At 52.0% G+C, this 13,070-nt stretch carries 8 protein-coding genes; 2 read left to right on the top strand and 6 right to left on the bottom strand.

What is annotated here, in order from left to right:
• Nucleotides 1-6 precede the first annotated feature (6 nt).
• A complete protein-coding gene (locus FNT36_RS22180) occupies nucleotides 7-1,650 on the bottom strand; it encodes an ArnT family glycosyltransferase (protein WP_144852306.1) in 1,644 nt (547 codons plus the stop codon).
• A gap of 123 nt (nucleotides 1,651-1,773) precedes the next feature.
• Between FNT36_RS22180 and FNT36_RS22175 the strand changes: the two genes are divergently transcribed.
• Together FNT36_RS22175 and FNT36_RS22170 are read left to right on the top strand one after the other, a co-directional pair.
• Nucleotides 1,774-2,232 (top strand): Fur family transcriptional regulator, encoded by a 459-nt coding sequence (locus FNT36_RS22175; RefSeq protein ID WP_144852303.1) that lies wholly within the window; start codon nucleotides 1,774-1,776, stop codon nucleotides 2,230-2,232.
• Between the two features lie 252 nt (nucleotides 2,233-2,484).
• Entirely contained in the window at nucleotides 2,485-3,702 is a 1,218-nt protein-coding gene (locus FNT36_RS22170) for a site-specific integrase (protein WP_144852300.1), read from the top strand.
• 14 nt (nucleotides 3,703-3,716) lie between these two features.
• Here the strand turns inward: FNT36_RS22170 and FNT36_RS22165 are convergent, their stop codons facing one another.
• From FNT36_RS22165 to FNT36_RS22145, 5 genes are all read right to left on the bottom strand, one after another.
• Nucleotides 3,717-4,994, bottom strand: coding sequence for an McrC family protein (locus FNT36_RS22165; protein WP_144852297.1), 1,278 nt, complete (start codon nucleotides 4,992-4,994; stop codon nucleotides 3,717-3,719).
• A complete protein-coding gene (locus FNT36_RS22160) occupies nucleotides 4,952-6,838 on the bottom strand; it encodes an McrB family protein (RefSeq protein WP_144852294.1) in 1,887 nt (628 codons plus the stop codon). The genes FNT36_RS22165 and FNT36_RS22160 overlap by 43 nt, the downstream gene beginning before the upstream one ends.
• 81 nt (nucleotides 6,839-6,919) lie before the next feature.
• Nucleotides 6,920-7,936: a hypothetical protein gene (locus FNT36_RS22155; protein ID WP_144852291.1), complete on the bottom strand. Its 1,017-nt coding sequence runs from the start codon at nucleotides 7,934-7,936 to the stop codon at nucleotides 6,920-6,922.
• Nucleotides 7,917-9,764: a hypothetical protein gene (locus FNT36_RS22150; protein ID WP_144852289.1), complete on the bottom strand. Its 1,848-nt coding sequence runs from the start codon at nucleotides 9,762-9,764 to the stop codon at nucleotides 7,917-7,919. Before FNT36_RS22150 ends, FNT36_RS22155 begins: the two co-directional genes overlap by 20 nt.
• Before the next feature lie 59 nt (nucleotides 9,765-9,823).
• A complete protein-coding gene (locus tag FNT36_RS22145; protein WP_144852286.1) occupies nucleotides 9,824-13,063 on the bottom strand; it encodes a type I restriction endonuclease subunit R in 3,240 nt (1,079 codons plus the stop codon).
• Nucleotides 13,064-13,070 lie beyond the last annotated feature (7 nt).

The raw sequence follows: 13,070 nt of genomic DNA, 5'->3' as shown, positions 1-13,070 counted from the left end.
AACGCGCTAGTGCTCTATCTCGACCAGTCGAAACCGCTGGTTGCCGTCGATGACAAACTCATCGAGCGTGCGGTAGCGCAGGCCGCGCAGCTGTTTTACTCGCCCTAGGTAGAGGTAGCCGGGCCGGGCCGGCAGCGAGTCTCTTTCTAAGGTCTGGCCCCGCTCGCGGGTGATGTAAAAGGCTTCCACATCATCAAGCTTGGCATGCGGCAGCAGAATCAGCGGTCGGCCCCGGGTTTCGCGGCCCACTCGCAAGGCCGCCGTGCGGTACGCTACTTCAGACGACGTTTGGAGACGGGCTGGAAACACAAATACATCGAACGCCAACCGCAGCACCAGTAAAAAGTAACCCAGCAGCAGGAGCCGGTAATCGGTCAGCTTCCAGAACAGATACGCCATCCCCAGCAGCACCACGCCCAGCCCCACGCTCCAGGCCCAGGCCCCAGGCACCAAACGGGCCAATGCGAGTTGGGGCGCTCCGGCCAGCGCCGGGGTAATACGAGCCAGCGGTGCACCCAGCACCAGCAGACTACTCAGCAATAGCAGGCCCAGCAGCAGGCCATCGAGCAGGCGAGTAGGCCAAGCTCGGGTAGGCTGCAGTTGGTAGTAGAGCGGAATTACTACGGTCAGCAGCAGTGGCACCAGCATAAACAGGTAGCGCGGAATAGTAGCTGGCGACAGCCAGTACACCGGCAGAATGGCCACAAACAGCAGTGTATTGTAGCGCAGAAAAGGCTGCCGCCATACCGCTGCCCGCAGTTCGGGCCGCGCTAGGCACAGTACCAGCAAGGTCCAGGGCAAAAAGTGCTTAATAAAGTCGAGCGGAAACAGCAGCACGTAGCGTACTGATTCGGCCAGCGGCTGGGCGGCCACCGTGCGCTGGCTCGACTGCGACCACAACGTTTTTAGTGCTACATCGAGCGAGTTGTGGCGGCTGTAAATCAGAAAATAGGTACCTAGCACTCCTAGCAACACCAGCCCCCCCAGCACGTGCTGCCAGCTAAAGAGCCGCCGCCACTGCCGCGTATCGAGGCAATACACCAACAGCGCAATGCCCTGAAAGACCACCGATGGCAGCCCTTTCAGCAAAAAGCCCACGGCAGTGAGCAAGTAAGTGACCACAAACAGCCGCGTCCATTGCCCGCGCCCGCCGTAGTGCCAGATGGCCATGAAGCCCAGCCACGTAAGCCCCGCGTGCCATAAGTCAATCAACCCAAAAAACGAGTCGTAAAACAATACTCGCCCCGTAGTAGCAAACGCCAGCGCCACCGTAAACGCTGTTTTGCTACCTAGGTGTGGCCGCAGCACCCGCCAGATAGCTGTGGTGTAGAGCAACAGCGCTGCCACCGTGGGCAGGCGCAAAATAAACTCATCTTGCCGCCCAGTGAGGCGAAACAGCGCTATCAGCAGCCAATTGAACAGTGGTGGCTTGTTGTAGTACGGCAGCCCTTGTAGCGTAGGCTGGAAGAAGTGCCCCGAGTAGTGCATCTCCAGTGCCACCAGCGCCCGAATGGGCTCGTCCACCAGCAGTGGCATCCGGCCGATGTTGAGCAGCAACACAGGCAAGGCCAGCGCCAGCGTTAGTATTGCCAGCAGCCCCGGCCGCCGGCCCAGCGCCGCTAGTAGTCGGTGGGCAACAGATTCTATCACTAGGTAAGCTTAAGTAAAACGAGGCGCCTAGGTAAGCGCGCAGCCCCGCAAAGGTACTGGCTCCGCGAACCCTAGGCAGGCCTATGCTGTTTAAAGAAGTCGCATCGCTCCTACTTTTGACGTATGATTGCTCCTGTCCCCGCCACTCCGCCGCCCGCCGCCAACGACCGCCTCACCCAAACGCTGCTGCGCCACGGCCTGCGCCAGACTCCCGTGCGCCGGGCCGTACTGGCCGCCGTATCGGGCAAAGGCTACGCCCTCACCGGCGCCGAGATTGAGCAAGAAATTGGGGCCGATGTAGACCGCATCACCTTGTATCGAACGCTCAAAAGCTTCGAGCAAAACGGCCTTATTCACCGAGTCATCGATGATACTGATATACTGCGTTACGCTGCCTGCTCTATCGAGTGCAGCTCGCAGGCGCACTTCGACAATCACGTGCATTTCAAGTGCGGCACTTGCCACCACACCTATTGCCTTAGCCAAGTGGCCATCCCAGCAGTTCAGCTACCCGGCGGCTTTCAGGCCGAGCGTCGCGATTTTCTACTATCAGGTGTGTGCCAATTCTGCCAGCCCGTTTAAGGGGCCTAGGCGACCAAAAACAAAAAAGGCACCTCCTGCGAGGTGCCTTTTTTGTAAACAGAGTGGAGAATATCGGAGTCGAACCGATGACCTCTTGCATGCCATGCAATTAAACATTAATTGCTTCTAATTATTTCAATTTGTTTCACCCTGTATATCAGCAATTTTAACTTATAATGCTTGGCTTTATCTGCTTAAACTTGCTATCGTTTGCTACTTTTGTTTACACCATGTTTACACCAGCAAAGGGCTATGCAAACCACCGTCAAGGCTGTTCTATATACCTCTAAAACGCTCAAGAGCGGAGAGCATCCTATTTTGTTGCGCCTCACCCGCGACCGCAAGCAGCTAAAAATTGGCTTAGGTATCAACTGCCAAGCTGAAGACTGGGATACGAAGGCAAATCGTCCTAAACGCAAGCACCCACTTTACCTTGAAATCAAGAGAGCGATAGATAAAGCTGAACAGGAGGCGGAAAAAGCTATACTTGATTTTGAGAATAATAATAAGCCTTACACTCTTGAAACCGTTAAGGCTAAGCTAGGCAAAATTCAGACTCGTGAAACTGTATTCGGCTACTTTGACCAATGGGTAGCTCGCTTGCGAGCCACCGACCGATTAGGCTATGCCGACATCTTCTACGCTACGAAGAAAAGCCTTATGGCCTATCGCAATGAAAAGGATTTTGGTTTTTCCGAGGTAAACCATGCCTTTCTTACTCGTTGGGAAGAGTATCATTTGCAGCGTGGTACCAAACCAAACGCCTTTTTCGTTTACCTGCGAACGTTTAAAACGCTTATTAATAACGCACGCAAAGAAGAGGTAGTAGCAGATGATTATGACCCATATAAAGGGGTTAGCTTCGCCAAATTCAGGCGTATTGAGACAACTCGCCGCGCTATTTCTAAAGCTGAGTTACAACGCATCAAAGATTTAGACTTAACTGGCAATCCTGCTCAAGAACAAGCTCGCCGATATTTCTTATTTAGCTTTTACTGCCGCGGTATCAATTTTGTTGATATGGCTTACCTGCGATGGAAGGACTTCCGAGATGAGCGTATCTTCTATACACGCCGTAAAACCAAAGAGAATTTCAACGTAAACGTTCTTGCCCCGGCACAGGAAATTTTAGATTACTATCGCAACTTGGCTCGGAATGCTACCTCTCTGTACATATTCCCCATTTTGAGCGATTTTCACCAAACTGAGCAGCAGCGCGACCACCGCGTACAGAAAGTATTACGTCAAACAAACCGTAGCCTTAAAGAGCTAGCCGTGCTGGCACAAGTTGAAACACCGCTTACCACCTATGTAGCCCGGCATTCATTTGCCACAGTTCTTAAGCAGTCAGGTGTACCAATTGCCCAGATTAGTGAGATGATGGGACACGATAGCGAAGCTACCACACGAATCTACCTAAAAGGCTTTGATAATGAGGTATTAGATGCCGCTAGCCATGCCTTATTATAGTAGCAGCTATCATTTTACGGTAAATCCAAGAAATGCTTCAACAGTTGCTGTCCAAACTCCTTATTAATGCCTTGGGAATCCGATAAAATTCCGGCGAAATAAACAGTGCCATGAATGGGCAGGCTTGGCATCAGTTGACTAGCTTGATAATCCTGGCCTTGGTGCGCTTTCTTGCCATCAGCATTAGGATAAACTAGAAGCCCTTGCTGGGCCTTCCACAAATGACAATAGGCGTACAGCTGCTGTAAGTCAGCGGCAGCGGGGCGGTTATTCTTCGGGATTTTCCACTTGGTATCTAGCACATAGCTCCGTTCGCCTACTGTGACCACAATGTCCGGCCGCACTTTCACCGCCCCCCAAAAATGTTGTTGGTTCTGAGCTTTTACAGTGGCCTTTGTTCCGGCTGCCTTGCGCAATTGCTTGGTTACATACCCTTCAAACAGCCGGTTCATATCGAATAGTAGCGCAACGGCTTCCGTTGAGCCACCCCGAAGGGCTGGACTATGTTGTCGCAGCAATAATAGCGCTAACTCAAGAGCTGGTCGATAGGGCACTGTCTTACGCCCCAAGACTGGCATACTCTCCGGGATAGATACAGTTGGCAACTCGGGCCAGTGCAGCAGCAGTGTTCGAGCTCGGGCAGCCAAGGCAGCCCCGTGAGCTACGTCCGCGGCCACCACCAGGGCCATCCGAAGTAGGCTATTCAGTGGATGAAATACGTCGTAGACTTGGGAACGGGTGAAGAACCGCTCGCCATGCACCAGATTCACACGCAGTTGCTGCGCAAATAGTAATTGCCCTTTCAGCGCGGTACGGTTACTCTCATTCGTGCGGTAACGCTTCACTAAGCCTTGTTGTAGCAGCTTATCGGCAGCTTTCACGAAAGCAGCAATGAACAAGTCTAGCATGGCGTGTGGTGCGTCAGCTAGTTGCGCCGCGTTAGGTACCGCGACGGGCAGCTCATACACGCTTTGCAACATCTGTAGCAGCACTTGGCGCCACCGCAACGTCATATTGGCTGTTCGGCCAGGGTCGTCTGCTTTCGGTAAAATCTCCAGTGTGAGGCCGGGTAGTTGAATCACGCCTACGTAGCTCGATAGCTGTAAGCTCTGGTACCCAGCCGTAAACCAGGAGGCGCGATGCTGCTCCTGCAATTGCAGCAGACGGCGTTGCTGGTCCGACGTGACACGCACCCGCTGGTGCTCGTAGGCAACTATGTGCATGGCCGGTCGACTCATAGTAAAGTCGATTAAGCTGTCTGATAAATATCCCGAAAGGCTTTCGCCGACCATTCTTTATCCAGCGGAATATGGTACACTGTACGGTCCTCCGCGCTGCCCGTTTCGTCGTCAAAACCAGGCATTAGGCCCGCCGAACTAGTTTTCGCCTGCACAAATGCTTGTCCTAGCACCTGCCCAATGCGGCCCCAGTTACCATGAAAATATTCCTGTAATTGCGGAATGATTTTATTGCGGAAGATGCGTCGTAGGTCGACCAAGTCGGCTACGTCCAGCAGCCAGGCGTGGCCCAGTTGGTGATCCCGGTCCAGCAGGTATTCTAGCCGCTCGTTTATCACTCGTAGCAAGCTGCTCAGGTCGACGTGCTCAGCGTCGGTAGGCTCGCCTAGTGGGTCTAGTAGTTCAGGCTGCGGCATCGTTTCCACAAAGGCGAAGCGCCGCCGTAAGGCAGTGTCCAAGGCCTCTACGCTGCGGTCAGCAGTATTCATGGTCCCGAGCAGGTAAAGGTTCGGCGGCACTTTAAATCCAGCCTTCGAGTAGGGCAGTGTAAGTGTCAGCTCATTCTCCCCGTCCACTCGCTTATCCTCTTCCAGCAGCGTAATCAGCTCCCCAAAAATATTGGCCACATTGCCACGGTTGATTTCATCCACAATCAACACGTAGCGTGGCGCTTCTTGCGCCACTTTGCTTAGCGGAGCAGCTTCGGCAGCTTCCACGTCGGCTACTGCGGGCTGGTGCGCAGCTTCAAAGTCTTTTAGCCCTTTGAAAATAGCCCATTGCAGCGACACGTTAGGCCCCCCGAGCAGCCGTAGCTCTCGGTAAACCTGCTGTATATCTTCGGCCCGGTCATACTTGGCATAAATGCCACGAATCCATTCACGGCCAATTCGATGCTTCATCTGGGCACTGTTCACGTGTTCCAGCGTCAACGTACCATCTGCATCTACCTTCAGCACATCAGCCGGATGCCCCTGGCGGGTGTGCAGGCGTGGGCGCTGTCCCTGCTGCACTTGCTGACGTAGGGCCTCGAGAAAAGCATCATATGATTCATCAAAAGACGCCTCTACTGCCAGCGGAGCTACGTCGGGCTGGCCCACTTGTGTCGCCTGCCATACTTGCCGGGCTTCTCGCGTCAGGCGCTTAAACACTCCATCAACTACTGCGTAGCTTAGCTGTCCATTCTTGGCAGGCTCTGGCTTAATGCCTTCCACAAAGTCTTCGTAGCTGAACGATTGGTGGAACGTAACAAATTCTACTTGGCCGCGCTGCCGGTAGTCGTCGACCAGTGCCAGCAGTTCCGACCGTTTGTCGTCGTACTCATCAGCCACTTCTTGAAATTCTCGGCCCTCAAGCAATGCCACGGCCCAAGCCATAGTCGCATGAGTCTTGCCCGTACCGGGCGGCCCATACAAAATCTGGTTTAAAGGGTGTACAATAACAATTTGCTTTTCAGCGCTTCCCGACTCCGCTTTAGGGGTTATGTTGCCAGCCTTCTCAGGCAGCGGCTTCCCATAGAAAATAGCCTGCAAATTTTCTGGCTTATTCACCTGGGAAATAGTATGCCGGTAGCCCACGGGTAGCTCAAAAGGTTTGAAATCCGGGTCCCATTTTACCTGCACTTGCATGCCGTCTTTCGGGTTCTGCGTGACGGTGCCCAAGCCTTTAATGCGCACCATGCCCACTTTCTGCCCCTTCTTACCGCTGACAAAGGATGACTTGAGCGCTACCCTCGCTCCAACTGGCATCCCACGCACCCGCTTCTCTACATCAACCTTGCCGCTATGGTCGTGGCTCCAATAGCCCTTAGCCAGGAAGTCAGCTGTCATGTCAAGGAGCTTACCATTGGGGGCCTGCATAGTACCCAGCGCGAAATAGCCGGGAACACTTTGAAATTCCATAGTTAAAAGATTGCTTATGTCTATTGTAGAGAGGGCAGGTAATACGCGCTTGAACTATCAGAAAACATCTTGGTTACTATATCATAGTAGCCCAAGCTCCTTACCTATGTCCGTAATGAGTTTCGACATAGGCCGTTTCCCATATTCTTTTACTTCGGTGTATACCCCCGTAATAAATCGATTAACTTCAGCTGGACTATCAAATAGATATTTACCAGTAGCACCTACCTTAAAATTAAATAACTCTTCTCGACGTGAAGGCGTATAGTAATATGCTTTTTGGAGCAATTCTACCACTAAATCTTGGTGCTTATTATACAATTCTTGCAAATGAAAAACAGCTGAATTGGCTTGTGCTTTTGTTACCATATCTGAATTAGCTCCATCCACAGCTTTTTGGCTCACTGCAAAGCTTTTTTGCTTTCCATTTATAAAGTCAGCTGTCTTTACATTTATCGTAAAATTAAGAACATTTTGAAAACAAGTGCTATAAGGATTTAAATGAGAAATGGTGGTAAAGGACTTATCTCTTTTTAAATTTGCATTGCATATGTGGCAACTAGGCACCAAATTGAAAAAAGACAAGCCAAAATAAGGGTGTGCTGCCTTATTATAAAAATGGTCTAATTCTGGCCTTGTTTTCCCAGTTCTTCTACGAATGGTGAATGTGTATTGTCGATTACAATAAGGGCAAACGTTTACACCTAATTTTTCTGCAAAATCATAAGCATAATACCGCTTTTTTTCACGCACAAATAAATCATAGTCAAAAACTTTCAAAAGCAGCTTTTCATATTTACTAATAGTGCCTTTTGCTGGCGGATTCAGCCTTTTTGATTCAGCTACCGCTGCATCTAGCCTAGGCTTTAGAATATTTGCCAAATCATTTAGTTTATCAGGGGTAGCCAATATAATATTTCTGAAATTTCTTTTCAATATTCTTGCAAAAGATTTATGTTTATAGGGTGCAGCGCGTGCAGCAACAAAATCGAATGTCCGCAGCTTTTTATAAATATTATAAGGCTCGAGCAACAATGCATCATGGTGTTCTAATGCAAATTGCTTTAAGTCGGCTTCACTATGCTCTATCTTGACCATTGCCTCTTTGTCCTCTAAGTTGTTCTAATCGTCGCTCCAAATCATCAATTTCTTCTTGAATCCCAAATTTAGAATTCCACATCTCCCTCAATTTCATTCGTATAACAGGCTCTCCTATCATTTCCATAATGGCTTTCATTTCGCCTCGCCTGCCATCTTGTGTAGCGCCTTCTTGTTGTAAATACTGAATAAGCGCATTCACTTTAGCTCTAGCAAAGTCCCCCATTAATCCATCCTGTAGGAAAAATGAATCAGTTAGCAATGTGTGAATATTTGCCGCAAACGTTTCCTCTTTGCCTGAATAGCTTCTCACCTCGCTACGATTACCTGCCTTCCTACGATGCAATAGCAATAGGTTTGATTTAGGGATATCTGAAGCAATAAATGCAGAATTTGAGCCTATAATAAGTTGTACTTGATAAGCTGCGAACATCTTACTAACGATACTTAGTAACAATTGTACATATTGCTTTTGCCACTGCGGATGAAAGCCTGTCTCTCCTTCATCTATCAAAATCGTCACTGTACTAACCGCATCGAAAGACCTTTTTGCTCGCTCCTTAACTTCAGTTAAAGCTTGATACATTCTTGCATGCAGACGCAAGTAGGCAGCCTGCCCGCTACTCAGTCCAAACCAACGAGCATCAAAAGTTTGAGACATATAGGAAAGATGGCTTAAGAGTCTCACCAGCCGTTCTTGTGGCAGGGCAGTTGTATCTAATTGTACAGTCCTAACTACCGGCTCATCAAATCCTATACGTTCTTGGAGTGTTAAAACCTTCTCTGCAACAGCTGCTTCCCTCAGGAAAGTCACGAACTCGTATAGGGTATCCAGCTGTTTTTGCAACTTAGTTTTCCTCATGCGAGGCGGTCGCTGCTCAAGGGAAGATAGATTGCTGAGCTCGGCGTCGTTCAATCGCGCAAAATCTTGCGGAAACGATTGCATTAGCAATAGCAATCTAGGCAAGATAAATCTATTTATAAATTCTTCAATACCATGGCTCTGATTGTTTCGGCCCAAGCGACTTTCAAATTCACGAAACCAACTCTTTAACTTTTCTGCTTTATTTTCTTCAAAAAACTCGTCATTTAGCTCTCGGATTTGGTAGACTTCACTGGGGTCCTTAGTTCTCAAGCTTAACAAACGAGGAAGGGAAAAAGGCATGTGCTCTAATGTGTTGCTTCGCAGGTAGTGCAACATGCGAATTTCCCAAATAAAGCTATGTGTCCAATAGCTTATCAAAGAGTCTTGCTTAATTCCTCTAAATTGATTGCGTCCGTGAATACCTTCAATAGTATATGTTGTCGATACATCAATTACTGCTGGATAGCTGTCAAGTGACGAACTTTCCCAAAAATTAGAATAATAAATGTACAAATGCTGATTAATAGGATTTATAACGCCGGCATTGCGGGAGCTAATATATATTTGGTTGTAGCTAATATAATCATTAAAGGTATACGTTGAATACCCCTCGTCCCTCAGTGATTCTATATTACTTATTAGTATTGAAGCCTGATTAATAATTGTATTGTCAAAAATAAATAAGCATGGCGGTGTCATTCTGGATTCTCCATTTCCAAATGACCCAGCTACAGAACGAAGAAACTCCATGAGAGCAGATTTGCCTGCACCATTCTCACCTAGCACTCCTGTTACTAGCTGCACATTAAGTCCAAAGAATCCTGTTGGTAGTGCCCTCTCTGGACGTCTGTTGACTTCTAATATTCCTGTTACTGGGTCATAGATTACTTCCAACGCTGGGTCAAATTGAAAGCCTGTTTCCTGTATGTTCTTGTAATCCTTTATCCACAGATACCGTAGCATACACGATTTTTAAAGGTATTTCAATTAATTAGTTCTGCTATTGCAAAGTGCTTTACTACCTAAGAATTAGCCACTACATCCTCTGCGCTTATCACATCAGATAGCCGCTCGGCCTGTTCCAGCACCAAATCAATAGCGTGCTCCTGCTTATCGGGCGGGTAGTGGTAGCGGCGCAACGTAATGCGTACCAAATTGCGCAGCCGAGCCCGCACACTCTCTCGCTTCTGCCAGTCAATACCCGCGTTGCGCCTGATTTTGTCCAGCAGCTCAGCCGCAATCTTGCGCAAAATCTCATCGCCTAGCACCGCTTCCGCGCTGCCATTATCGGCCAAGGCATCATAAAACGCCAGCTCGGCCGTGTTCAGTCCCAGCGCTTCGCCACGGTTATCAGCCTCGCGTAAGTCCTGGGCCAGTTGCACCAGCTCATTAAGAATATCCGCGCTCTGCACCGAGCGGTTTCGGTAGTTGAGCAGCGTCATATCCAGCCGGTCCGTGAATAGCCGCTCCTGCACAATGTTGGTTCGCGTGCGGGCGTGTATCTGGTCGTGCAGCAGCTTTTGCAGCAGCTCCACCGCTAGGTGCCGTTGCGGCAGGTCGCGCATCTCCTCCAGAAACTTATCCGACAAGATGCTCAGGTCGGGCGAGTCCAGCCCCGCCAGCGCGAATATACTTTCTACCCCCGCTGGCTGCACGGCCCGGTCTAGCAGCTGCTTCAGCAGATAGCGGCTCTGGTCGCGGTCCAGCTGCTTGTCGGGTGTGGTGCTTTCTGTAATGAAGCCGCGCAGACCCTGGTAAAAGGCCAATTCGTCGCGCAGCTCCTGCGCTCCTAGCAGCGTGCTGCACAGCGCAAATGCTTTGGTAGCAGCCAGCACCTTATCAAAAAACTCCTTTCGCTCTGCTTCCGGCAGCCCCAATATGTGGTTGCCCACAGTCGGCAGCAGCGGCAGCGGGTGGGTGAGGAAGGTATTCCGATAGGCCACGTCGCGCAGCAGGTAGCGCACGTCGCGCATGGCCTCCTGTAGCTCCAGTAGCGCCTTATCTAGGTCGATAGTGGGTGCACCCTTGCCATCTTCACCCACTTTGCCTCCGTTGGCCGTGTAGGTTTTTAGCGCCCGTTTCAGCTCGGTAGCGATGCCGATATAATCGACGATTAGCCCCCCCGACTTGTTCTTAAACACCCGGTTCACCCGTGCAATGGCCTGCATCAGGTTGTGGGCCTGCATGGGCTTGTCGATGTACATCGTGTGCATACTCAGCACGTCGAAGCCCGTCAGCCACATATCGCGCACGATAACCAGCCGCAGCGGGTCGGCCGCATTCTTGAAGCGCTTCTCAAACTGCTTGCGCACGCCGGGGGCGTACACGTGCTTTTTAAGGTAGTCCTTGTCGGCCGCCGAGCCGGTCATCACCACCTTAATGGCGCCTTTCTTGGGGTCGTCGCTGTCCCACTCGGGCTTCAGCTTCACAATGGCCTCGTAGAGCCGGGCGCAGATTTCGCGGCTCATGCCCACTATCATAGCCTTGCCGCCGCCCGCGATGTTGCCGGCCGCCGAGCGGGCCTCGAAGTGCTGCACAATGTCGGCCGCCACCAGGTCCAGCCGCGCCTGCGACCCCACCACTTTTTCTAGCTTGGTCCAGTAAGCTTTCTCCGCTTCGCGGCGGGCCACGTCCGCTTCATCATTTAGTACTTCTTCTACCTCCTCGTTTATCTCGGCTATCTCTTCTTCGCTCTCCACTAAGTGCAGCTGGGCCAGCCTGCTTTCGTAGTAAATGGGAACGGTAGCCCCGTCGCGCACGGCATCTTCAATATCGTACACGCTCACGTACGGCCCAAACACCTGGCGCGTGTCCACGTCGTCGGTTTCGAGCGGGGTGCCCGTAAAGCCTACGAACGTAGCCAGCGGCAGCGCGTCGCGTAGGTGCTTAGCAAAGCCGGTCTTGTACTTGCCCGTCTTCTTATCCAGTCGGCTGCTTAGCCCGTATTGCGAGCGGTGCGCTTCGTCCACTATTACCACCACGTTGGTGCGGTCCGAGAGTTTCGGAAACGCGTGCTCCCCCGGCAGCGGACTGAACTTCTGAATGGTTGTAAAGAAGATGCCGCCCGAGGGCCGGTCGGCTAGCAGCGCGCGCAGGTGCTCCCGGTCGTTGGCCTGCACCGGCACTTCCTTCAATACGCCCTGGGCATATACAAACTGCTGAAACAGCTGTCCGTCCAGGTCATTGCGGTCGGTTACGATTACCAGCGTGGGGTTGCGCATCTCGGGCTGCTGGCGCAGCTTTCCCGCGAAGCAAGCCATCGAAATGCTCTTGCCCGAGCCCTGGGTGTGCCACACGATGCCGCCCTTGCGCGACCCCGGCTCTATTGCTCCTCGGCCCGGCAGCCGGCCGGCGTATGGTGCAGGCTCGTCGTGCACCATCGGCAGCGTGCCCGGCTTCTGGGTGGCCAGAATGGTGGCTGCCACGGCCGTACGCACGGCGTGGAACTGGTGGTAGGCGGCTATTTTCTTAATCAGCGCCCCGTCCGACCCCGGCTCGTACAGCACGAAGTGCCGCAGGTAGTCCAGAAACAGCTCCCGGTTAAAAAAGCCCCGCACTACTGTTTCCAACTCAAATTCCAGGTTGGGCTGGTCGCGCTCGTCCTCGATGGTGCGCCAGGGCATAAACCGCTCCCGGTCGGCCGTGAGCGACCCCACGCGGGCAAATTTGCCATCCGACACTACCAGCGCCACGTTGGCCAGAAATAAGTCGGGTAGCTCCTGCCGGTAGGTTTGCAGCTGCTCGTAGGCGGCCCACACATCGGCCTCGCGGTCCAGCGGGTTCTTCAGTTCCAGCACAGCCACCGGCAGCCCGTTGAGGAAGGCCACCAGGTCGGGCCGGCGGTTGCGGCGGCTGGCCTTCACCGTAAACTGGCTTATTACCAGCCAGTCGTTGTTAGCTACCTCGTCAAAATCCACCAGCCAGGCCCGGTCGCCACGTAGCTCGCCTGTGGCACTGGGCACGTCTACGGGCACACCGTCGGTCAGCCAGCCGTGCAGCAGCTGGTTGCTTTCCACGGCCTTGGGGTGCTGCGCCCGCACTACGCGCTCGGCTACTTCCTGCACCACGGCCTCGGGCAGGGTGGGGTTGAGACGGCGCAGGGCAGCCAGCAGCCGACTGGGTAGACTAGTTTGGCGAAAAGCAGTACGCAGAGCCTCGGTCGTGTCGGGCGCTACGTCGGGACCGTACACTACTTCCCAGCCGGTTTCTTCAAACCAGGTGCCGGCGAGTTTTTCGAGGGCTTCTTCGGACAAGAGAGACATGGCAGAG

It is taken from the genome of Hymenobacter setariae (genome assembly GCF_007713685.1).
Taxonomy (GTDB): domain Bacteria; phylum Bacteroidota; class Bacteroidia; order Cytophagales; family Hymenobacteraceae; genus Hymenobacter; species Hymenobacter setariae.
This window is presented reverse-complemented; position numbering and strand designations above follow the sequence as displayed.